Source organism: Pseudomonas sp. 2848, assembly GCF_003253945.1.
Classification (GTDB): domain Bacteria; phylum Pseudomonadota; class Gammaproteobacteria; order Pseudomonadales; family Pseudomonadaceae; genus Aquipseudomonas.
This window is the reverse complement of the sequence record NZ_QKZD01000021.1, coordinates 1-23206: the sequence shown is the minus strand read 5'-3', so window position 1 is coordinate 23206 and position 23206 is coordinate 1. Positions and strand designations below refer to the sequence as shown.

Below are 23206 nucleotides of genomic sequence, written 5' to 3'. Positions count from 1 at the left end.
CCTGCCGCTCACCCTACGGATCTTCCATGCGTCTGTTTCACACCTCCGACTGGCACTTGGGCCAGAGCCTGCATGGCCAGGAACGCGACTTCGAACACGCCTGCTTCCTCGACTGGCTGCTCGGCCAGCTGCGCCTGCGCCAGCCCGATGCGCTGCTGATCGCCGGCGACATCTTCGACACCGTCAATCCGCCGGTCAAAGCCCAGGAGCGCCTCTACGACTTCATCGTCCAGGCCCATGAGCAACAGCCCAAGCTGGACATCGTGATGATCGCCGGCAACCACGACTCCGGCTCGCGCATCGAGCTGCCGGCGCCACTGATGCGCCGCCTGCGCACCCACGCCCTGGGCCGCGTGCACTGGCTCGACGAAGGCCAGCTGGACGCCGAGCGCCTGCTGATCCCGCTGACCAACGCCCGCGGCAAGGTCGGCGCCTGGTGCCTGGCCCTGCCCTTCCTGCGTCCCGCCGAAGTCACCGGGCCGGCGCTGGGTGACGACTACCTGCAGGGCATCACCCAGGTCCACGAGCAGTTGATCGCGGCGGCGCAGAAGAAACGCAAGAAGGGCCAAGCGCTGGTCGCCATCAGCCATGCGCACATGGCCGGCGGCAGCATCTCGGAAGACTCCGAACGCAGCCTGATCATCGGCAATGCCGAGGCGCTGCCAGCGCGGCTGTTCGACAAGGCCATCAGCTATGTCGCCCTGGGTCATCTGCACAAGCCACAGAAGGTCAACCGCGAGGATCGCATCCGCTACAGCGGCGCGCCGATCCCGCTGTCCTTCGCTGAAATCAACTACCCGCACCAGGTGCTGGAAGTGGAGCTTGAGGGTGCCGACCTGGTCAGCGTCGAGCCGCGCCCGGTGCCGCGTGCCGTGGCCCTGCAGCGGGTCGGCCCGGCACCGCTGGGCGAGTTGCTCGAGCAACTGGGGCAGTTGCCGGTGATCGACCTGCTCGAGGACCCCAACCGCCAACCCTGGCTGGAGGTGCGGGTGCGCCTGGACGAGCCGCAGCCCGACCTGCGCCAGCAGATCGAGACGGCCCTGCAGGGCAAGGCTGTGCGCCTGGTGCGCATCAGCGCCGAGTATGCCGGCGCCGGGCGCCAGGAGGAGGACGACCAAGCCTTTGTCGAACTGGCGCAATTGACCCCGCAGGACCTGTTCGGCCGTGCCTGGCAGCAACAGTACGGCAACCCCGCCGACGAGCAGGCCCTGGCCGACTTTGCCGAACTGCTGCAGGACGTGCTGCAAGAAGAGGAACGACCATGAAGATTCTCGCCATCCGCCTGAAGAACCTGGCCTCCCTTGCCGGCCCCATCGACATCGATTTCACCGCCGAGCCCCTGGCCAGCGCCGGCCTGTTCGCCATCACCGGGCCGACCGGGGCCGGCAAGAGCACACTGCTCGACGCGCTTTGCCTGGCCCTGTTCGGCAGCGTGCCACGCCTGAACGATATCGCCCGGGAAGCCAAGGTGCCGGATGCCGACGGCGAGATCCCCACCTCAGACCCACGCAACCTGCTGCGCCGTGGCACCGGCAGCGGCTTTGCCGAGGTGGATTTCATCGGTATCGACGGCTGCCGCTACCGCGCCCGCTGGGAAGCCAATCGCGCCCGCGAGAAAGCCACCGGCAAGCTGCAGAACAGCCGCCAGAGCCTCTACGACCTGGACAGCGAGCAGTTGCTGGGTAGTGGCAAGAACGAATACAAGCAACTGGTCGAGGCTCGCCTGGGCCTGAACTTCGAGCAGTTCACACGTGCAGTGATGCTCGCCCAGAGCGAGTTCGGCGCGTTCCTCAAGGCCGACGACCGTGAGCGCAGCGAGTTGCTGGAAAAGCTCACCAACACGGCGATCTACACCCGCCTCGGCCAGCGCGCCTTCAGCAAGGCTCGGGAAACCGGCGAGGTTCACAACGACCTGAAGAAGCAGGCCGAGCACCTGCTGCCAATGGACGCCGAAGCCCGCGCTGCCCTAGACCAGGAACTGGAACTGGCCCTGCAACAGTTCAAGGCCGACCAGTCGCGCCAGCGCCTGCTCGAGCAACAGCGCACCTGGTTCGAAGAACAGCAGCGCCTGCACGCCCAGCACCATGAGGCCGGCACTGCCCTGCAAGCTGCCGAGCAGGCGTGGCAGCAACTGGCCGAGCAGCGCGTCGACCTGCAACGCCTGGAGCGCCTGGCGCCCCAGCGCCACCAGTTCCATCGCCAACAGCACCTGGCCGCGCAACTGGCCCCAGTGCAGGCGGATATCGACCAGCAACAACGCCAGCAAAGCGATCTGCAGCAACATATCGACGCACTGCAGCAGTCCCTTGAAGCGGCCCGCCAGCACCTGGGCCAGCAGCAGGCCCTGCAAGGCGAAAACGCTCCACGCCTGCGCCAGGCCTTCGCCGCTCAAGGTGACATTGCACGCCTGGACAAGGACCTGGCCGAACAACGCGAAGCCTGCAACCAAGCCAAGCAGGAGGCCAGCGCGGGCCAGCAGCAACTGCACCAGCTGGAAGACCATCAGCAGCGCAGCCAGCAGCAGCTGTCGCAGATCGATGCCGCCCTGGCCGAAAGCCAGCACCTGGGCGGCCTCGCCGACGCCTGGCAGGCCTACCTGCCACAACTCAAGCAGGTCATGCTGATCGGCGGCCGCCTGGCCAAGGGCCGCGAAGAGCTGCCCGGACTGCAGGCCCAGGCCAGCCAGGCCAACGCCCAACTGCAAGCGCAACGCGAGCATTTCGAGCTGCTGTTCCGCGAAGCTGGTGCCGAACCCCATGCGTTGGCCGAGCAGGTCGATCTGCTCGGCGCCATGCTCCAGGACAACCGCAAGCAACAGCGCGCCGTCGAAGAGCTGACCCGCCTGCATGGTCGCGAGCAGGAACTGCGCCAGGCCATCGCCACCCTGCGTGAACGCCAGCAACAAGCCATGCAGCGGCGCCAGCAACTGATCGGCGAAGGCACCGCGGCCAAGGCCGAGCTGGAAAGCGCCGAGCAAGCGCTGACCCTCACCCGTCAATTGCTCGAGCGCCAGCGCCTGGCGCGCAACACCAGCGTCGAGGAGCTGCGCGCGCAACTGCGCGACGGCGAGCCTTGCCCGGTCTGCGGTAGCGCCGAACACCCGTTCCACCAGCCCGAAGCGCTGCTGCACAGCCTTGGTCGGCACGACCAGGCCGAGGAAGAGGCGGCGCACAAGCAAGTCGAGCAGCTCAATGGCAAGCTCGTGGAACTGCGCACCGAACTGGGCGTGGTCAATGCCCAGCTCAAGGATTACCAGCAACAACAGCAGCAGCTCGGCGAGCAGTTGCAGCCTGTGACCGAACAGCTCCAGGCCCATGCCCTGTGGCCGGCGCTTGCCCCGCAGGACGACGCGGCCCGCGGCAAGTGGCTCGACGGCCAGTTACGCCGCCTCGGCGAGGAGATCGACCGCGACGAGAAACGCCAAGGCGCCCTGCTCGCCCTGCAGAAGGATGCCGCTCGCCTTACCCAGCAATTGCAGGCCGCAGGCGAAGCCCAGCAACAGGCGCAGCGTCACCTCGAGCAGCAGCACCAGGCCCTGGCCGCCGACGCCCAGCAACTGGAACAAAGCCTCGACGACCTGGGCAGCGTGCTGCCCCAGGACATTCTCGAGGCCCTGCGCGACGATCCGGCCAACGCCTTCCTCGGCCTCGACCAGCAGATCGCCCAGCGCCGCCAACAGCTCGACCTGCGCAAGGACGAGCAGGAAGAGCAACAGGCCCGACAAGTCCAGCTCGACAAGCTGCGCGACCAGCAACAGGCACGCCTGCAAGGGCAGCAGCAACTGCAACAGAAACTCGCCGCGTTGGACGCGCAACACCAGCAGGTCCGCGCCACCCTGGGCGAGCTGCTCGGTGAACAGCCCAGCGCCGAAGCCTGGCAACAGTACATGGACACCCAGCTGGAACAGGCGCGCAGCGCCGAGGCCGACTGCGCCCAGAAACTGCAAGCGCTGCACACCCAAAGCGTGCAGCTGGCCGCCGACCTCAAGGCCAACCAGCAGCGCCAACAGGCCCTGGAACAGGAGCATCAGCAGTTGCAGGGCGAGATCGCCCACTGGCGCAGCGCGCACCCTGAGCTGGACGATGCCGGCCTTGACCGCCTGCTGGCCATCGACGATGCCCAGCTCGGTGAACTGCGTCAGCGCCTGCAAACCGCGGAGAAGTCCGTCGAGCAGGGCCGCGTGCTGCTTCAGGAGCGTGAACAACGCCTGCAGCAGCATGCCAGCCAGGCCCACGGCGAGTTGCCGGTGGAAGAGCTGGAGCAAGCGCTAAGCGAGCTCCAGCAGCAGCTGGCTGTTCAAGAACAATGCTGCGCCGAGCTACGCGCGCGCCAGGCCGACGACCAGCGCCGCCAGCACGCCAGCCAGGCCCTGGCCGAGCAGATCGAGCAGGCTTACCAGCAATGGCAGCGCTGGGCACGGCTGAATGCGCTGATCGGCTCAGCCTCCGGCGATGTGTTCCGCAAGATCGCCCAGGGCTACAACCTCGACCTGCTACTGCACCACGCCAACAGCCAGCTGCGCCAATTGGCCAAACGCTACCGCCTCAAGCGTGGCGGCAGCGCCCTGGGCCTGCTGGTGCTGGACACCGAGATGGGCGACGAGCTGCGCTCGGTGCACTCGCTGTCGGGTGGCGAAACCTTCCTGGTCTCACTGGCCCTGGCCCTGGGCCTGGCGTCGATGGCCTCGAGCACCCTGCGCATCGAATCGCTGTTCATCGACGAAGGCTTCGGCAGCCTCGACCCCGAGTCGCTGCAACTGGCCATGGACGCCCTCGACGGTCTGCAGGCCCAGGGCCGCAAGGTGGCGGTGATTTCCCACGTGCAGGAGATGCACGAACGCATCCCGGTGCAGATCCAGGTGCGCCGTCAGGGCAATGGCCTGAGCGATGTCGAGGTGTGCGGGTGATTCTCTACTCGTTCCGCCGCTGCCCCTGGGCCATGCGCGCACGCCTGGCGCTGCGCTACGCCGAGTGCGACGTGCAGGTGGTCGAGGTAAAGATGAAGGAAAAGCCCGCCGAGCTGCTGGCACTGTCGCCCAAGGGTACGGTGCCGGTGCTCGATACCGGGAATGGCGTGCTGGAGGAAAGCCTCGACATCATGCGCTGGGCGCTCGACCGACACGACCCCGATGACTGGCGCCTGCTGGCCGACCCGGCGGCGGCGCGCCAGGCCGACGCGCTGATCGCCCGTAACGACAGCGCGTTCAAGGCGCAGGTGAACCTGTACAAATATGCCGAGCGCTATCCAGAGTATTCCCGGGCCCATTACCGCACCCAGGCCGAGCCCTGGCTGGCCGAACTGGAAAGCCTGCTTGAAGGCAGGCCCTGGCTACTCGCCGAGCACCCGAGCCTGGCCGACGCCGCCTTGCTGCCCTTGATGCGCCAGTTTGCCGGGGTCGAACCGCAATGGTTCGCCGAGGCTGCTTATCCGCGGCTGCGGAGCTGGCTTCAGGGCTGGCTGGGGTCATCCCTGTTCAAGGCCGTCATGGCGAAGCCATAGTGCCCCACGCGACACACTGCAGGCCGCAGGAAAAAGCGTCGTTCGCCCTGCGTTTTTTCCTGCGGTCCGCTACTCACAACGCCAGAATCGGCGCGGACATCAGCAACAGCAATACCGCCGTGATACGCCACATCATGCTCTGCCCCTTTGGCGAGTCAAAAATTTAGCGTCAAATTAAATCACATGGCCTTGTGATATCACCACGTTCTTTACACTTGCCCCGATGCACCTGTCATTTTTGCCAGTAGCCAAGCACTGATCGCGCTCCTACTAATGATGTATCAACTGCCACCAATACGTTGGCCGTATCAAGGAGGATAGACATATGCACGCGCGAGCAGCTCTTGTGGCACTGCTTTTAACAATGGGTCTTAATCACGCTTGGGGGGAAGATCTCAATGAGCGAGCGGGGCCTTCACTGAAGGATTTCCCCGTCGACTTCCTGGTCTATTCGGTTACCTGGCAACCTTCCTTTTGCCTGATGAATCCAAAGATGCCTGGATGCAATAGTCCTCCTAACGCTTTTCTGAGCCATGGCATCTGGCCCTACTCCAAAAGTGAAGGTGGGGCGTCTCCCATCACCAACCGTCATCCGCAGTTTTGCGAGGCTCCCTCCGGCTGCACCGGCAAGGCCTGCGTCATCTCTGATGAAGAAATGAACGAGATAATGACTATTCCCCGCCTGGCAAAACTGGTCACTTCCAATCCAGAAGGCATGTTTCGGCACGAATGGCGAAAACACGGCACCTGCTATGGTGGGACTATCAAGGATTACTTCAGCGATCTGGTGAGCCTGAGGAAAGTGGTGAGTTACGACAAAGAGAAACTCAGCAAGCTGATCGGTACCGAGGCATCATTTACCGTGATCAAGGATGCGTTTCCAAAAAACACGGCATTTCGCTGCTACCAGAGTGAGGGCAAGCAATACCTGCACGAAGTGTTCTATTTGATTGACCGCACCGGTAATCCGTACATCCTTGAATCGCCCTTGCAGATCGGCATCGCTTGCAACAAAGTACCGACACTCATGCCACCGGGCGCTCCAGTCGATCTTTGATGCAACGCCCACCTTTTGAAGGTGGGCGCCTGATTAATCAGAGGTGAGGCTTGTGATCAAGCGCCGCATAGAAATTGGCACTCTGCTGCAAGTATTTCTGGGTATAGCTCTGGACGCTGCTTTTACGCTCGGATATCTGCGACTGAGCATGAGCAGGTAGTACGACAGAGGCGGAAATGGCAGAGGCGGCGATAATCGGGAAAAGATTGAAGTTCATGCTGGCAGACCTCGACTTCGGTGGTTGACGTTGGCCCGTCGTGGGCCCTGGGTCAAAACTTACGCCGATAGGTCCGCCTGTAAAAATTCATTGCGGCAGTAGCCATTATCATGGCCATTGATAATCAAGGCGGGAGGGCAACAACGTGGGAGCGGGCTTGCCCCGCGATCGCAGGGCCGGCCTCATCGCGGGGCAAGCCCGCTCCCACGCCGGAGGTTTTCAGCCCCTGCCATTATTCGAGGAACTTGAGGTCCGAAGGCGCCTGCTGCGCCAACTTCTGCACGGTGTCCCCCAGCTTGCCGCTGCGCGGATCGCGGCGCATGACCACGATCTGGTTGCTCTTCTGGTTCGCCACCAGCAGGTAGTTGCCACTGGGGTCGAGGGCAAACTCGCGGGGATGGTCGCCCTCGACCGAGCGGCGCTGCACCAATCTCAGTTGGCCGTCATCCTTGCCTACCGCATACACCACGATCTCGTTGGCAGTGCCGCGATTGCTGACATAGAGGAAGCGGCCATCGGCCGACAGGTGCAGCCCGCCCGCGGCCCTGGCCGCTGCATCCTTGCTGTCGGTCAGCGGCAAGCGCTGGCGCTCGGTCAGAGCACCGTCCTGCACATCGAATACCACCACCTCGGCGCTCATCTCCAGCGTCAGGTAGGCATGCCGGCCCTTGGCGTCGAACAGCAGATGACGCGGGCCACTGCCCGGTGGCAACGCCACCGACGGCGGAATCGCCGGGCTCAGCGGATGCTCGGGGCTGGCGCCGTCGTAGCGGTAGATGAACACCTTGTCCGCGCCCAGGTCGCTGGCATACAGGTGGCGGCCATCGGGCGACAGCACCAGCGAATGCACATGGGCACCGGCCTGGCGCTCGGGGTTGACCTTGCTTGGCGTGTGCCGGGCCTGCTGCACCACCGGCTTGAGCTTGCCGTCCCTGGCCACCGGGATCACCACCAGGCTGCCACCGGGGTCGGGAGCGACGGCGTAGTTGGCGACAAACAGGTAGCGCTGGTCATGGCTCAGGCTGGCGTGGGTCGGCTCGTCGCCCTGGCTGGGCACCTGGTTCAGCAGCTTGATCTCGCCCTTGCTGCTTAGCGAGAAGCTGCTGACGTTGCCCTTGGGCGTTTCATTGACGGCGAACAGCTGGCGCTGGTCGGCAGACAGCACTAGACACGAGGGGCTGACACTCTTGACCACCTGCCGGGGCTTGGCGTCGATCTGGCCAGTGCGAGCGTTGAAGTCGTAGCGGTAGATCCCTTCGCTGCCGTTGTCGGTGTAGCTGCCCACCAGCAACGTGGCAGCCTGGGCGTTGACTGACAAAGCCATGAGGCTAGCGGTCAGCAGGCGTGTCCATTTCCTGTTCATCGTCTTCTTCATCCGGGGCACGAAAAGCACTCATACAGACTAGACGATGCTCGCCTTCATCAGTGGCCAGGCTCCAGTCGTCGCCCTCGCCATTGGCGGCAGCGATCTGCTCGGAGGTGAAGGTCCAGCGGCGCAGTTGGCGGCCGTCCATGCATTCGATGGTGAGGCCGGTTTCGTCGAGGTTGAAGTCGAAGGCGTGCAGGCCGTCGATCAGGAGCATGTCGCAGGCTGCGAGGGCGGTGGCGAGGGTGGTCATGGTAATACCATTTCAGACAAAGGCCGCCATTATACGCAATCGCGGGTCAAGTCGCGTCGGCGGTGCGCCGATGCGACTTGACCCGCGATAATGGCGTCACTCAATGGGCGAAGATCGACCCGCCCTCCTTGCCCGCCAATTTCTCTGGCTTGATCAGGAACCGCGCCAGCGCCGGCAGCAGCCACAGGGCGCCGAACATGTTCCACAGCAGCATGAAGGTCAGCATCAGGCCCATGTCGGCCTGGAACTTGATCGCCGAGAAGATCCAGGTGCACACGCCGATGGCCAGGCACAGGCCGGTGAACAGCACCGCCTTGCCGGTGGAGCGCAGGGTCTCGTAGTAGGCCTCCTGCAACGGCAGGCCGGCGCGCAGGAAGCTCTCCAGGCGGCTGTAGATGTAGATGCCGTAGTCCACGCCGATGCCCACGCCCAGCGCCACCACCGGCAGCGTGGCGACCTTCACGCCAATGCCCATGAAGGCCATCAGCGCGTTGCCCAGTACCGAAGTCAGCACCAGCGGCAGGACGATGCACAAGGTCGCGGCGAACGAGCGGAAGGTGATCATGCACATTACCGCCACGCAGATGTACACGAGGATCAGGATGGTCAGCTCGGCCGACTTGATCACCTCGTTGGTGGCGGCCTCGATGCCAGCATTACCCGCCGCCAGGAGGAACTGCAGGCCGTCCTTGCTGTGGCTGTCGGCGAAGGCCTTGGCCGCGGCGGTGACCCGCTCCAGCGTCTCGGCCTTGTGGTCGTTGAGGAATACCAGCACCGGTGCCAGCGAGCAGTCGGCGTTGTACAGACCGTCGGCCCGGGCAATGGAGTTGTTGAGGATATCCGGGTTGCGCGACAGGGTTTCCCATTTCAGGCTGCCCTCGTTCATGCCCTTGATGACCTGCTTGGAAACGGTCACCAGGGAGATGGTCGACTGCACCCCCGGGGTGTTGTCCATGGTCCACATCAACTCGTCGATCGGCGCCATGGTCGAGTGGATCGAACAGCTCTCGGCCGGGGTCTTGACCATGATCACCAGCACATCGGAACTGGTCGAGTAATTGCTGATGATGAAGCTGTTGTCCTGGTTGTAGCGCGAGTCCGGGCGCAGCTCCGGCGCGCCCTGGTCGAGGTCGCCGATCTTCAGGTTCTGGCTGTACCAGAGGCCGCCGCCGAATGCCAGCAGCGCCAGCACCACCGATACCGGCGCCACCTTGGGGCTGGCGAAGTTGGACAGCAGGCGCCAGAACGGATGCTCGCGGGTCGCATCCTTCTTGCTGCGGGCGATGGCCTTCTGGCTGATGCCGACGTAGCTGATCGCCACCGGCAGCAGGATCAGGTTGGTGAACACGATCACCGCCACGCCGATCGAGGCGCCGATGGCCAGCTCGCGGATCACCCCGATGTCGATGATCAGCAGGGTGATGAAGCCCACGGCGTCGGCGAGGATGGCGATCATCCCCGGCAGGAACAACTGGCGGAACGTGCGCCGCGCTGCGGTCAGGGCGTTGTCGGCGTCGCTGGACTGCAGGGCGATGCCGTTGATCTTCTGCACGCCATGAGAGATACCGATGGCGAAGATCAGGAACGGCACCAGCATCGAGTACGGGTCCAGGCCGAAGCCCACCGCATGCATCAGCCCCAGCTGCCAGACCACCGCCACCAGGGTGGTGATGAGCACGGCGATGGTGCTGCGGATGCACCAGGTGAACCAGTACAGCAGCGCCCAGGTGATCACCAGCGCCACGCCGAAGAACATCGCCACCATCACCAGCCCGTCGATCAGGTCACCGACCTTCTTCGCGAAACCGACGATGTGAATCTTCACGTTGGGGTTCTGTGCCTGGAACTTGTCGCGGATCTTCTCTTCCAGCTGGTGGGAGAACTGCTGGTAGTCGAGCTTGACCTGGCGCCCCGGATCCTGCGGGTCGGGATGGTTCTCCAACAGCGGGATGTCGATGATGCTGGATTTGAAATTGTTGGCCACCAGGCGCCCCACCTGGCCTGACTTGAGCACGTTGTCGCGCAGGGTGTCGAGGCTGTCCTGGGAGCCATTGTAGGTATTGGGGATCACCTCGCCGCCGGAGAAGCCCTCTTCGGTGACCTCGCTCCAGCGCACGCTCGGGCTCCACAGCGACTTGAGCCCGGCGCGGTCGACGCCGGGGATGTAGAACACCTCGTCATGGATCTGGCGCAGTGTCTCCATGTAGTCCTTGTCGAAGATGTCGCCATTGACCGCCTCCACCGAGACGCGCACGGTGTTGCCGAGGTTGGCCAGGTCGTTGCGGTGCTCCATCATCTGCTCGATGAACGGATGCTGCAGCGGGATCATCTTCTCGAAACTGGTGGACGGGCGGATCTGTGTGGCCTGCCAGAACAGGAACACGCTAACCAGCAGGCAGATGGCGATGACCACGGGGCGGTTGTTGAAAATCAGGCGTTCCAGCAGGGTGGCCTTGTCCTTGTGCTGCATGTCGAAGCTCTCCCGGCTGGTCATGGACGCACCTCCTGGGTACCGTCGGCCGAGGCCAGGTGCACGCCCCCTTGCCCGACCAGCAACAGGCCGCCACCGCCCAGGCCACTCACACCCGACAGGGCGATGCGGTCGGCGCGGTTGCGCACACTGAAGGTCTGCCCGTCGTCATGGCTGCGCAGCACGCTGCCGCCATTGCCAACCAGCACCAGGCTGCCGTCCTCGAGAAGCGTAGCGCTTGCCAGGCCGAATTCGAGCGGACCGCGTTCGGCCTTGAGCTCGACTGGCTGCCAGCTGTCGCCGAAATCGGTGGAGCGGAACAGGTTGCCGCGCAGGCCGTAGGCCAGCAGCGTGTTGGACTGGGTGGTACCGATCACACCGAACAGCGAGCCCTCGTAGGGGCCCTGCACCGTTGTCCAGCTCTGGCCGGCATCGCTGGAACGGAACATGCTGCCCTGCTCGCCGACGATGAACAGGCCAGCGTCCTTCACCTGGGTAATGGCGTTGAGGTGAAGCTGGTCGGGGTTGTCCAGGCGCTCGGCGACGTCCTGCCAGTGCTGGCCGCCATCGGTGGTCTCCAGCAGCGCGCCATAGGCGCCCACGGCAAAACCATGCTGCGCGTCGATGAAGCGCACGTCGAGCAAGGGCGCTTCGCGGGACAGGTCTTCGAACTGCTTGCTCCAGGTCGCGCCGCCGTCGTTGCTGGCGAGGATCTGGGCATCATGGCCGACCGCCCAGCCGCGCTTGTCGTCGAGGAAGAACACGGCGGTAAGCAGTTGCCGGGTGGGCACCCGGGCCTGGGTCCAGGTCTTGCCCTGGTCGTCGGAGAACAGAATATGGCCGCGATCGCCAACCACCACCAGGCGCTGGCCGGCGTGGGTGGCGCCGATCAACAGGCTCTGGCTGGCCTTGGCCGACTCCACCGAGTATTCCTCGGCGGCCACCGCCGCCTCGGCATTGCCGGCGCCGATGCCCAGCGCCAGTGCCAGCATCGCGCCTGCCGCCAGCCTGCGGCGTGGCGTAATCCGCTCTCTCATGACTGCCCCCTGTTGTGTTCTTGTGGTGGGTCAATCTATTGCCAGGCACTGCCGAAACCCCTGGTCCAGAGGCCTGGAATAGCTTCTGGCCATCGTATCGGGCTTGTCCGACAGAAAACAACGAGCGGGACGTTATGTTTTGTTAACCGTCAAACGCATCGCGGGGCAAGTCGGTTCGCCGCATCGCCGCTCCCACGCCGCACGAGGTATGGCGTGGGAGCGGCGATGCGGCGAACCGACTTGCCCCGCGATAGCGTTGGACCAGGCTTACGCCAAACTCTTGCTCACCACCTCGTACACATCGCTGGACAGCGCACCGGACGCGAGGATCCGCTCCAGCTCGCCCTTCATCAGCGCCTGACGCTGGTCGTCATACTTGCGCCAGCGGGTCAGCGGCGCCAATTGACGCGAGGCGATCTGCGGGTTCAGCGCATTGAGCTCGATCACCAGATCCGCCAGGAAGCGATACCCCGAACCGTCAGCGGCATGGAAGTTGACCAAGTTCTGCCCGGCGAAACCACCGATCAGCGCGCGCACCTTGTTCGGGTTCTTCAGGGTGAAGGCCGGGTGCTGCATCAATGCCTTGACCCGCGCCAGGCCGCCCGGCAGGGTGCTGGCCGCCTGCACGCTGAACCACTGGTCCATGACCAGCGGGTTGTCCTTGAAGTGCTCGGAGAAGGCATCCAGGGCCTTGGCGCGCTCGGCCTCGAACGGCGAGTTGACCAGCACCGCCAGGGCGGTGAGACGCTCGGTCATGTTGTCGCAGTGCTCGTACTGCTCCAGGGTCGCCTCGAGCACCTGCGGCTTGCCGCTGAGCATCAGGTACGACAGGGCGATGTTCTGCAGGCTGCGGCGGGCGAAGTGCTCGGCCGAGGCCACGTAGGCGGTCTTGCGCGAGACCTCGCGGTTGGCCTGGTAGCGCGCCCACAGGGCACCGAACAGCTGTTCGGCGATCTGCCGGCGGGCGAACTCGCGGGCGGCGTGGATGGCATCCACATCGGCCACCTGGCTGATCTCGGTGAGGTAGGCCTCGCCCGGCAGCGAGAGCATCTCGGCGACCATGGCAGGGTCCAGCGACTCGTTGCCAATCACAGTGCCCAGTGCGGTGATCAGGCGCTGGTCGAGGGCCAGTGCTTCGCCACGCTGGTGCTGGCCGATCAGCTCCTGGAGCACCTGCACGGCCAACTGCTGCCCCGCTTCCCAGCGGTTGAAGCCGTCGCTGTCGTGTTGCATGAGGAACATCAGCTGGTCGCGATCGTACGGGAAGCTCAGCTTGACCGGTGCGCTGAAGCCGCGCAGCAGCGACGGCAGCGGCTGGCTGGCAATACCTTCGAAGGTGAAGGTCTGCTCGGCTTCGGTCACCGACAGCACGCGGCTGGTGCCAGTGGCGGCGCTTTCGCCGGCCAGGCGCAACGGCAGGTCGTTACCTTGGGCATCCAGCAGGCCCAGCGCCACCGGGATCACGAACGGCAGTTTCTCAACCTGCCCCGGTGTCGGCGGGCAGCTCTGGCGGAAGGTCAGGCTGTAGCGCTGCGCGGCAGCGTCATAGGCCTCGCTGACCTCCAGGCGCGGGGTGCCGGCCTGGGTGTACCAGCGCTTGAACTGGGTCAGGTCGACACCGTTGGCGTCTTCCATGGCCTTGATGAAGTCGTCGGTGGTAACCGCCTGGCCATCATGGCGCTCGAAGTACAGGTCGCTACCCTTGCGGAAGCCCTCGGCCCCCAGCAGGGTGTGGACCATGCCGACCACCTCGGCGCCCTTCTCGTACACCGTCAGGGTGTAGAAGTTGGAGATCTCGATGAAGCTGTCCGGGCGGATCGGGTGGGCCATGGGGCCGGCGTCTTCGGCGAACTGATGGGTACGCAGGTAGGCGACATCCTCGATGCGCTTGACCGTGCGCGAATTCATGTCGGCGCTGAACTCGGCATCGCGGAACACCGTGAAGCCTTCCTTGAGCGACAGCTGGAACCAGTCGCGGCAGGTCACGCGGTTGCCCGACCAGTTATGGAAGTACTCGTGGGCCACCACGCCCTCGACCCGCTGGTGGGCGGCGTCGGTTGCGGTCTCGGCGCGGGCCAGCACGCAGCTCGAGTTGAAGATGTTCAGGCCCTTGTTTTCCATGGCGCCCATGTTGAAGTCGTTGACCGCGACGATCATGAAGATGTCCAGGTCATATTCACGGCCGTAGACTTCCTCGTCCCAGCGCATGGACTTCTTCAGGCTGACCATGGCGTGGTCGCACTTGTCGAGGTTTTCTTCCTCGACATAGATACGCAGGGTCACGGCGCGGCCGGACTGGCGGGTGAACTCGCTCTCGACGCACCACAGGTCACCGGCTACCAGGGCAAACAGGTACGCCGGCTTCTTGAACGGGTCTTCCCAGGTCGCCCAGTGGCGGCCATCCTCACCCGGGCCACTGCCCACCGGGTTGCCGTTCGACAGCAGCACCGGATAGCGATGCTGCTCGGCGATCACCGTGGTGGTGAACGTGCTCATCACGTCCGGGCGGTCGAGGTAGTAGGTGATCTTGCGGAAGCCCTCGGCCTCGCACTGGGTGCAGAACATCTTGCCGGACTTGTACAGGCCTTCCAGCGCGGTGTTGCTTTCCGGGTGAATCTTCACGCTGGTGTCGAGGGTGAAGCGCTCGGCCTTGGGCTGCACGGTGAGGCTGTGGTCATCGAGCTGGTAGTCATTGGCGTTCAGCGTCTGGTCGTCCAGTTGCACGCTCAGCAGCTCCAGGTGCTGGCCATCGAGCACCAGCGGCGGCAGGCCGGCGCCGCGCTCGGGGTTTCGGCGCATGACCAGCTGCGCATGGACCAGGCTGTGGTCCTCGAACAGTTCGAAGGTCAGGTGGGTCTCGTCGATCAGGTACTCGGGGGCCTGATAGTCCTTGAGGTAGATCACTTGCGGTTGTTCGGTACGCATGGTGACGATCCTTTTACTGGAGCACGGCCAGCTGGTAGGCCGTGTACTTGCGAATGTTGATCACGCCGGTGTCGAAGATCAGGTACTGGCCCTTGATGCCCAGCAGCGTGCCTTCCACGACGGGATCCTTGTCGAGGTTGAAGCTGACGATCTTTTTCGGGTAGGCCTCGACCGGGTAGCGCATCTGCACCACCTCGGCGTCGGGCAGCGGCTGGATGGCCTGCAGGCCGAAGCGCTCCTGCAGCCCACGGATACCGTCTGCGCAGGCGTCGAAGATCTGCTCGCGGATGGCCGGCAGGTCGAGCACCTCGGCGTCGCCTTTGAGCAGCGCGCGCCAGTTGGTGCGGTCCGGCACCTGGCTGCGCAGCACATCCTCGACCAGCCCGGATTGCTGGCGGGTGGCCACGCGCATGATCGGCAGCGCCTGGCTGGCGCCTTGGTCGAGCCAGCGGGTGGGCAGCTGGGTGGCTCGGGTGATGCCGACCTTGATGCCCGACGAGTTGGCCAGGTACACCACGTGGTCGGTCATGCAGAACTGCTCGCCCCACGACGGCTCGCGGCAGGTGCCGGCGTCGTAGTGGCAGCGTTCCGGGGCCATGATGCACACATCGCACTGGGCCAGCTTGGTCATGCACGGATAGCAGTAGCCCTGGCTGAAGCTGGTCTTGGTGCGTTTGCCGCAATGGCTGCAGTGGATCGCGCCGAGGTACTCCAGGCGGATCGACTGGCCGATCAGCGGGTTGACCGGCACCTCGGTGTCATCCAGGCGGAAACTGTATTGAACGACCGGTGCGTCCAGGCGCACCGCCATCTTGCTCAGAGAGCCACGAGCGAGTTCGATCAATGTACCGAGTCCGACTTGAAGAGGATGTTGGCGATCGGCGCCGACTTCGAGGCGCACTCCTGCGGGCCCATGTAGCCGGTGCGCTGCTCTTCGGGGAGGTTCTTGATCTCCCAGGCGATCACTGCCTGCAGCGACAGCTCCTTCTGCTCAGCGGTCAGCTTGCGGCCGTCGGACCATTTGCCGATCTCCACGGCCGTCTTCAGGCTCTCGTAGATCTCGGGGGTGATGTTTTCGATCATTTGCGCGAACGTGGACATGCTGTCTCCTCAGTCAGGCGGTCAGTTTACGCCTCGCCAGCGCGCCACCCAAGAGCCCCGTCAGGCATCCGATGAGCAACCCGCCGACATGGGCGGCGTTGGCGATCTGGCCGAAGCCGAGCTGGCCGACCACGCCGCTCAGGCAGATCACCAGCCAGATCAGCATCATCACCAACACGCCCTTGGGCAGGTTGAACTGCGGGTTCGGCGCCAGCCACTGGTAAAGCCAGACATGCCCGAGCAAGCCGTAGAGCACGCCAGACAGCCCGCCGAACAGGCTTGGCCCGCTGGTGAAATGCTGAGCCAGGTTGGACACCAGACTGAACAACAGTGTCAGCCCCAGCAACATCCACGGCCCCTGGCGCAGTTCGATACGCTTGCCCAGCTCCCAGTACCACAGGCCGTTCATGGCCAGGTGCAGCACGCCGAAGTGCAGCAGCATCGGCGACACCAGGCGCCACCACTGGCCTTCGGCGAGGCCCTGGAGCAAGGGGGTGAAGTACAGGTAGTCGCCCTGCACCTTGAACGACAGGAAGGTGAACCAGCCGATGGTCGAGAGGTTGTCACCCAGGCCGGTCACCCCGGCGACCACCAGGCTCAGGATCAGTACCGCGGCGGTGACCTTGCAGGCCAGGGCCTGCTCCTTCAGCGAAGGCGCCGCCGGGGCGCTGGGCATGCCGGCGTCCACAGGTTCAGGCATGGCTTCAAGATCGGCATTGCCCTCAGGGAAGCGTCGATAGAGTTCCAGTACTTCGTGGGCCATGGCCGGCGGCGCCCAGAGCACCTGTTCCTCGCCCTCCTCCACCACCCGGTGCGGCACCTGCAGACGACGCAGCAGGGTGACGAAACCGCTGAGATCGACCGCCAGCGGCAGGCGCAGCACTTCGACCACGTTCATTGGCTGGCCTGCGGGCGGTCGACATCGACCCAGACAAACTTGTGCGGGTCGATGCGGGTCTCGTCGTCCAGACGGTAGGCCGCGAGCTTGCCGTAGAGCACGGCGCTGTAGTCCAGGCAGGCCAGGTTGTCGCGGATCGGCGCGGGCCGGCCACTGCGCCAGTAATGGCCGACGAACAGCAACGGTTCGTCCTCGGCATAGCGCAGCAGGGCGTTCTTCTGGCTGTGGCTGAGCGGCGTGCGGGCCACCTCGTCGGGTAGCGCATCGGGCTGGAAGACGATGTCGCCGTAGGTCTGCGGGTCCTCTTCCCAGAACTTGGTGCGGAAGAAGGCGCGGGTCAGGCCGTCGCCGCCGGTCAGGGTCAGGCCGTCCGGCAGGCGCATGTCGGTGCCGCGCAGCAGGCGGTTGCACACTGTCGAGGCGAAGCTGCCGGACACTGCCGAGGCCTGCACGAAGTGCTCGTCGATGCAGCCCGTGGGGTACTGCTGACGCAACGGCTCGATCAGCCGTGGGTCCCAGCAGGCATGCACAAGGCGGAAGCGACCTGCGTCGACGAACAACGGCAGCTCATAGAACCACTGGATGAAATCGTGCCAGTCGCCGGGGTGCTGGGCGAACTGGGTAAGGGTCTCGTCGATCAGCCGGGCATGGCGCGGGGTATGGTCGCGCACGAAGGCTTTGCCACTGCCCGGCAACGCCGGAGTGACCCAGCCCAGGGCGTTGTACTCATGGTTGCCCATGATGCAGAACGCCTGGCCGGCCTCGACCATGTCATGAACGATGTGCAGCGCCTCGCGGATGCGTGGGCCACGGTCGACGATGTCGCCCAGGAACAACGCCTGGCGCCGCGGATGCCGCCAGACCCCGCCGATGCGCTTGTAGCCGAGGGCGTCGAGCAAGCGTTCGAGGGTGAGCGCGCAACCGTGCACGTCACCGATGATGTCGAAACTGCGCGCCGGATCGAGCATCAGTCGTCCCTGCCGCCCAGGCGGCTGCCCCAGCCGAGCTTGGTGCGGCAGACCTCGTAGTAGTTGTGGTCCAGCGGGTGGATCAGGCGCAGCTTCTGCGGTTTCTTGCTCACGGTGATGGTGTCGCCCGGGGCACAGGTGAAGTGGTTCTGGCCGTCGCAGGAGACTTGCGGGTAAATCTGCAAGTCCTTGGACACGACGATCTTCAGCTCGCTGTTGCCGTCAACCACGATCGGCCGGCCGGACAACGTATGCGGGTACATTGGCACGATGACGATGGCATCCAGCTTGGGGTGCATGATCGGGCCGCCGGCGGACAGCGCGTAGGCGGTGGAGCCGGTCGGGGTGGCAACGATCAGGCCGTCGGCCTTCTGGCTGCAGACGAACTGGCCGTCGATGTAGATCTCGAACTCGATCATCCGCGTCGACTTGCCCGGGTGCAGCACCACGTCGTTGAGCGCGTCGCCCTGGCCGATGGCCTCGTTGTGACGACGCACCTCGGCCTGCAGCAGGAAACGGTTCTCCACCAGGTAATGGCCGTCGAGCACCTCGGCGACCTTCTCCTCCAACTCGTCGGGGCGGATATCGGTGAGGAAACCCAGGTTACCGCGGTTGATCCCCAGCACCGGGATGTTGTGACGGGCCAGGGCACGGGCGGCGCCGAGCAGGCTGCCGTCGCCGCCAACCACGATGACCAGGTCGCAGACCTCGCCCAGCAGTTTGCGCGTGGAGGTCTGCAGGCCGTGGCCGGGCAGGACTTCGGCGATGGTGTCCTCGAGAATCACGTGCAGGTGGCGCTCGAGGAGGAATTTTTTCAGTCGGCGAATGGTGTCGAGCACCTGGGAGCTGCCAAGGCGTCCGATGATACCGATATTGCGAAATTGCTCCATGGTGCTCCTGCAAGGCTCTGCGGCGGGGTGACAATGCCGGGATTATGGGCGAAAGGACCGGCCAGCGGCAAACCGGCTATGCTCGCAGGATGACGCCCTTCGCCGATCTCGAGCCCCTGCCCCGCCAGCTGCGCCACCCTGCCGTGCGCGACCTGGCCTGGGCGCTGCTGTCGCCCCCGCTGCTGGCGCAGGCCGGCTGCCCCCAGCGCCACCCGCTGCAGGGCAGCGCCTGGGCCGATGATCCGCAGCGCCTGGGCCAATGGCTCGTGACGCTCGACCAGGAGCCTGCGCCGCTGCTGGACTGGCTGGCACGCCTGAACAGCCGGCGGCTGGGCCTGTACTACGAAAGCCTGTGGCAGTTCGCCCTGCAGCAGGCACCGGGTATCGAGCTGCTGGCGGCCAACCTGGCGATCCGCGACGGCGGGCACACCCTGGGCGAGCTGGACATTCTGCTGCGTGACCGCGAAGGCGATCATCATCTGGAGCTGGCCATCAAGCTCTACCTGGGGCCGCCTAGCGGCGACGGTGGCGACCCAGGCCTCTGGCTCGGCCCCGGTTGCCATGATCGGCTGGGACGCAAGCTGGCACACCTGGTGCAGCACCAGCTGCCCATGTCGAGCGGACCGCAGAGTCACACTGTGCTGGCCGGATTGGGTCTGGACCGGGTGCAAGCCCACCTGTGGCTTGGCGGCTACCTGTTCTACCCACGGTCGGGGCAGCCCCGTCCACCTGACGGGGCCAACCCCCTGCACTTGCGCGGTGGCTGGCTGCGCCAATCTGAATGGAGCGAAGCCGATAACGGATGCTGGCAGCCCCTGCCACGCCAGGCATGGCTGGCGCCAGCGCGCTTTGAAGCACAGGCCTGCTGGAACGCAACGCGCTTCACCGCCTGGCGGCAAGGGCTGGAACCCGATGCCCACGCACACTTGCTGTGCAGAGTGGAGGAACAGGCGGACGGAACGTGGGAAGAGGTCGAACGGATGTTCCTGGTGGCCGACAACTGGCCGCACCTCCCCCCACGCTGAAGCAGCACCCGCTGCCGATTCACCGGCGACGGGTGCTCAAGCGTCAGGACGCCTCGGCCACCGGCTCAGGCGCCGGGCAGTGGGCCTGGGCATCCTTCGGCCACAGCACCTGGCCCTTGCCATCGACCACCTGTTCCGCGCCACAGGGCAAACGGTTGGTGTCGAACACCACGCTGCCATCCAGACGATACAGGGCGCGCAGCGTGCGCACGGCGTCATCGCCATTGCCCTCGACTCGATAGGCGAAGATCGCGCCACGCGCCTCGTCGACTTCCAGATCCTGCCATTTGGCGGGCACCAGCAGCTTGCCATCGATGTCGTACAGCGCGCGCAGGGTATCCGAATTGCTGCCCTCGGCAGCCAGCAGGTGGCGGCCATCGGCCAACAGCTTGAACGACACGAACTGTTCCGGCTGGACCAGCACTTTGCCCTGCTCGTCCATCAGGCCCACGGTATCGGTTTCACTCGGCATACCGAGGAGCATCACCGTCTTCTTCGGCGATTTCAGCTCGGTGAAGGCATAGCGCTTGGGCGCAACCACGCCGATCTGCTTGTATATAGGCTGGAACACGACCTTCCCCTGGTCCAGGTCGATGGTTCCGTAGGTTGCCAGGAACATGCTCTGCAGCTTGCCGATATGGTTGAAACCCGGGCGATGGCCACTCATGCCGAGCAGGCCGATACCCGCATCGCCGATCGAGTCGTACTCGGGCTCGATCAGCCATTTGCCGTCATGCCCGATCATCCCGGCCTTGCCGCGGTCTTCGCCGGTGCGCTGCAACTGCACCATGCCGCCAACCTTGCCGAACGTCTCGCAGTTCTGGTATTGCGCCTCGATGACGACCTTGCCTTGATAATCCAGGTAGCCACAAGGTTTGTCGTAGCCATCCCTGAAGGCCACCAGACCACCGCCTGGCGTGCCCAGCCAACCCTTGTCGAGCGCAATCACCAGGTTGCCGGAGGCATCAGCCAGCCCCTTGCCCGCGCCGCCTTCGCGGGTGACCACCAGATATCCGTCAGCCGCGCTGACAATGGTGTCGAAGTCCAGCTTGCGCAACACCTTGGTCTGGAGGTTGTATCCCCAGCTCTCGCCTTGCCGCTCGGCCAGCACCCAATTGCCACGCTTTGCGAAATCCTCGCGCACGTACAGCGAGTCGAACACCGCTTCGCTGACCTTCTCGCCCTGAGGCGTGAGGATGCCGCGCAGTTCGTCGATCTCATAGACGATGAAGTCGTTGTCACCTCCGACATAGACAGTGTCGAAGATGGCCGGCTGGACTTCCTTGCCCTGCTCATCCATCACTCCGACCTTGCCATTGCGGACGTAGCCGAACAGGCCAGGGGTCAAGGTGTAGAGCTCATCGGTGAGGTCGGCGCGAATCACCTGCTTGCCGTCACCACTTGCCAGGTGCCAGTAGTCGCCACGCCCGAAGATGAAGGCGTTGGTGAAGGCTTGGGTGTAGATCTGGGTGAACTCGCTGCCTGGGGCGACTCGAAATGCGCCGTTCTGGTCCAGCACCGCGCACTCGTCGTTCACGCACAGCGGAATGGTCAGGGCGGCAATCGGAGGAGTTTTGACCGCCGGGGCTTGCTCGCAGCCGGCGAGCAGCAGGGACAGGGCGCCAAACAGCGCTACCCGAGGGGTGGAGATGAGGCGTTTCATTGACACAGGATCCTTGTGCGATGGAGATCGGGTGCAGGCCCAAAGCCATTACCCAGGCCCGTTGTGTCGGCCGTGTTTGATAGATCTGAAGCAAACACATTTCCACGCCAGCGATTAGAGTTAGGGGCAGGCGCCATCAAGAGCGCCCCTTCCGACCTGATGACGAGGACCCACCATGGTTTCATCCACTCCTGCGGCCCACTACGCGCGCCTGTCGATCGCCCTGCACTGGCTGATGCTGGTGCTGCTGGCCGCCGTCTACGCCTGCATCGAGCTGCGCGGCCTGTTCCCCAAGGGCAGCGCCGAACGCGACCTGATGAAAGACCTGCACTTCATGCTCGGGCTGACGGTGTTCGTGCTGGTCTGGCTGCGCCTGGCCCTGCGCCTGTCGCGCCCCACGCCGCCGATCGTGCCCAAGCCACCAGCCTGGCAGACCGGCCTGTCGCACCTGGTGCACCTGCTGTTGTACCTGATGATGATCGGCCTGCCGCTGGCCGGCTGGGCAATCCTCAGCGCCGCCGACAAGCCGATCCCGTTCTATGGCCTGGATCTGCCGGCCATCGTCGCCCCGGATCCGGACCTGAGCAAGTTCATCAAGGGCTGGCATGAACGCATCGGCAGCTGGGGGTACTGGCTGATCGGCCTGCACGCACTGGCCGGGCTTTATCATCACTACGTGCGGCGTGACAACACCCTGCTGCGCATGCTGCCCTACAAGTAACCGCGTCGTCCCTGCAGGCCTCCGGTATGCAGGAATACCAAGCGGGTGCCGGGAGCGAAATGCCCGGCCTCGACCCGGTCGCGCAGGGCCAGCAGGGCCTTGCCGGTGTAGAGCGCCTCCAGCGGCATGCCGGTTTGCCGTTCGGTGTCGGCGATGAACGCCAGCAGTGCGTCGTCGATACGGGCAAAGCCGCCACGGCTGGCGTCGTGCAATTGGTAGCCGTGCACGCCCGCCAGCGCCGCGACGGTTTCCGGTACACCGTGGTCGAGGGGCACGGCCAGGGCGCCATGGACCACATGTCTGCCCGCCTCCTCCAGCACCATTCCGGCCAAGGTCGTGCCGGTGCCTGCCGCCAGCCACCAGGCGTCGTAGCCCGGCCAGCCGAGCGTTGCCAACTGCGCCCGGCATTGCGCGACGATCAAGCCGCAGCCCTGCGCGCCAGCTTGGCCGCCACCGCCTTCAGGGATGCAGTGCCAACCCGGGTAGCGGGCCTGCCAGGGCTCCCAGAAACCGGGTTCATGGCGATTGCGGTAGCCGCCGAAACCGAGCCAATGCAACTCCATGCCCAGGGCCTGCAGGTCTCGCACCGTCGGTGTGTCCTGGGGGTGGCCACGCAATAGCCCGGCAGTGGCGAAGCCGAAGCGCTTGCCAGCCGCCGCCAGGGCATGAAGATGGTTGGAATGGTTACCACCCAGGCTGATCAGGCCCGGCGCATCGGCCTTGCGCGCCTGGAGCAGGTGATGACGCAGCTTGAACCATTTGTTGCCGCTGATCAGCGGGTCGATCAGGTCCAGGCGCAGGACCGCAGCTTCGATTCCCGCGTGGCGTAACCAAGATAGGTCGAGGCATTGCAGGGGGGCTTGGGGGAGAGAAAAATCAGACATGGAGGCAGTTTATCTGATTGCCCAGATGCAAATGTGCTGCTCGTTGCCGTTGCCGTTGCCGTTGCCGTTGCCGTTGCCGTTGCCGTTGCCGATCAGGAGTCTAGCGCCATACCCCGCTAGCGACAGCTGCGTCAGCCCAGGCGCCGCCCGTAACTTCGCGACTTCAGGAGGCCGAACGCAGGTCTTGCGGAGGGAGGTGACGGGCATGGATGCCCGTCAAGCGCTGCGCCCC

19 protein-coding genes are annotated in these 23206 nt (G+C 64.7%); 6 read left to right on the top strand and 13 right to left on the bottom strand.

The window, feature by feature from the left end:
- Positions 1-26: 26 nt before the first annotated feature.
- From DFS21_RS25865 to DFS21_RS25850, 4 genes are all read left to right on the top strand, one after another.
- Positions 27-1265 (top strand): exonuclease SbcCD subunit D C-terminal domain-containing protein, encoded by a 1239-nt coding sequence (locus DFS21_RS25865; RefSeq protein ID WP_111533431.1) that lies wholly within the window; start codon positions 27-29, stop codon positions 1263-1265.
- Complete coding sequence (locus DFS21_RS25860) at positions 1262-4906, top strand: AAA family ATPase (RefSeq protein WP_111533429.1); 3645 nt, start codon at positions 1262-1264, stop codon at positions 4904-4906. The genes DFS21_RS25865 and DFS21_RS25860 overlap by 4 nt, the downstream gene beginning before the upstream one ends.
- Positions 4903-5499: a glutathione S-transferase gene (locus tag DFS21_RS25855; protein WP_111533428.1), complete on the top strand. Its 597-nt coding sequence runs from the start codon at positions 4903-4905 to the stop codon at positions 5497-5499. The genes DFS21_RS25860 and DFS21_RS25855 overlap by 4 nt, the downstream gene beginning before the upstream one ends.
- A 325-nt stretch (positions 5500-5824) precedes the next feature.
- Positions 5825-6556 carry a ribonuclease gene (locus tag DFS21_RS25850; protein WP_110704484.1) on the top strand — a complete coding sequence of 244 codons (732 nt, stop codon included), beginning with the start codon at positions 5825-5827 and terminating at the stop codon, positions 6554-6556.
- Between the two features lie 37 nt (positions 6557-6593).
- Here the strand turns inward: DFS21_RS25850 and DFS21_RS25845 are convergent, their stop codons facing one another.
- The 11 genes from DFS21_RS25845 to DFS21_RS25795 all read right to left on the bottom strand — a co-directional run bounded on the left by DFS21_RS25845 (position 6594) and on the right by DFS21_RS25795 (position 18681).
- Positions 6594-6773 carry a hypothetical protein gene (locus DFS21_RS25845; protein ID WP_102685371.1) on the bottom strand — a complete coding sequence of 60 codons (180 nt, stop codon included), beginning with the start codon at positions 6771-6773 and terminating at the stop codon, positions 6594-6596.
- Positions 6774-7005: 232 nt separating this feature from the next.
- Complete coding sequence (locus tag DFS21_RS25840) at positions 7006-8136, bottom strand: lactonase family protein (RefSeq protein ID WP_178082061.1); 1131 nt, start codon at positions 8134-8136, stop codon at positions 7006-7008.
- Positions 8102-8392: a DUF5629 family protein gene (locus tag DFS21_RS25835; protein WP_110704480.1), complete on the bottom strand. Its 291-nt coding sequence runs from the start codon at positions 8390-8392 to the stop codon at positions 8102-8104. The genes DFS21_RS25840 and DFS21_RS25835 overlap by 35 nt, the downstream gene beginning before the upstream one ends.
- Positions 8393-8492: 100 nt before the next feature.
- Positions 8493-10886 carry an RND family transporter gene (locus tag DFS21_RS25830; protein WP_102685351.1) on the bottom strand — a complete coding sequence of 798 codons (2394 nt, stop codon included), beginning with the start codon at positions 10884-10886 and terminating at the stop codon, positions 8493-8495.
- The gene (locus tag DFS21_RS25825) at positions 10883-11899 is read right to left on the bottom strand and encodes a YCF48-related protein (RefSeq protein ID WP_110704479.1); all 1017 of its coding nucleotides are present in this window, start codon (positions 11897-11899) and stop codon (positions 10883-10885) included. The genes DFS21_RS25830 and DFS21_RS25825 overlap by 4 nt, the downstream gene beginning before the upstream one ends.
- A gap of 267 nt (positions 11900-12166) precedes the next feature.
- Complete coding sequence (pepN, locus tag DFS21_RS25820; protein WP_111533424.1) at positions 12167-14824, bottom strand: aminopeptidase N; 2658 nt, start codon at positions 14822-14824, stop codon at positions 12167-12169.
- Positions 14825-14837: 13 nt separating this feature from the next.
- A complete protein-coding gene (locus DFS21_RS25815; protein ID WP_102685348.1) occupies positions 14838-15668 on the bottom strand; it encodes a DUF2797 domain-containing protein in 831 nt (276 codons plus the stop codon).
- Entirely contained in the window at positions 15665-15925 is a 261-nt protein-coding gene (locus tag DFS21_RS25810; RefSeq protein WP_023630887.1) for a YeaC family protein, read from the bottom strand. Before DFS21_RS25810 ends, DFS21_RS25815 begins: the two co-directional genes overlap by 4 nt.
- Before the next feature lie 13 nt (positions 15926-15938).
- Positions 15939-16823, bottom strand: coding sequence for a rhomboid family intramembrane serine protease (locus tag DFS21_RS25805; RefSeq protein WP_111533422.1), 885 nt, complete (start codon positions 16821-16823; stop codon positions 15939-15941).
- Positions 16820-17791 (bottom strand): metallophosphoesterase, encoded by a 972-nt coding sequence (locus DFS21_RS25800; RefSeq protein ID WP_102685346.1) that lies wholly within the window; start codon positions 17789-17791, stop codon positions 16820-16822. Before DFS21_RS25800 ends, DFS21_RS25805 begins: the two co-directional genes overlap by 4 nt.
- Complete coding sequence (locus DFS21_RS25795) at positions 17791-18681, bottom strand: NAD(+) kinase (protein ID WP_011532967.1); 891 nt, start codon at positions 18679-18681, stop codon at positions 17791-17793. Before DFS21_RS25795 ends, DFS21_RS25800 begins: the two co-directional genes overlap by 1 nt.
- Positions 18682-18725: 44 nt before the next feature.
- Here DFS21_RS25795 and DFS21_RS25790 point away from each other — a divergent pair, with 44 nt between their 5' ends.
- Positions 18726-19706, top strand: coding sequence for a DUF1853 family protein (locus DFS21_RS25790; protein ID WP_110704473.1), 981 nt, complete (start codon positions 18726-18728; stop codon positions 19704-19706).
- Between the two features lie 43 nt (positions 19707-19749).
- On the opposite strand, the gene DFS21_RS25785 is transcribed toward DFS21_RS25790, so the two are convergent.
- Positions 19750-21369 (bottom strand): WG repeat-containing protein, encoded by a 1620-nt coding sequence (locus DFS21_RS25785; protein ID WP_110704471.1) that lies wholly within the window; start codon positions 21367-21369, stop codon positions 19750-19752.
- 175 nt (positions 21370-21544) lie between these two features.
- Between DFS21_RS25785 and DFS21_RS25780 the strand changes: the two genes are divergently transcribed.
- Positions 21545-22090, top strand: a complete 546-nt coding sequence (locus tag DFS21_RS25780) for a cytochrome b (protein WP_110704469.1) — start codon at positions 21545-21547, stop codon at positions 22088-22090.
- Here the strand turns inward: DFS21_RS25780 and DFS21_RS25775 are convergent.
- Positions 22081-22974: a 1-aminocyclopropane-1-carboxylate deaminase/D-cysteine desulfhydrase gene (locus DFS21_RS25775; protein WP_110704467.1), complete on the bottom strand. Its 894-nt coding sequence runs from the start codon at positions 22972-22974 to the stop codon at positions 22081-22083. The two genes, DFS21_RS25780 and DFS21_RS25775, sit on opposite strands and share 10 nt — an antisense overlap.
- Positions 22975-23206 lie beyond the last annotated feature (232 nt).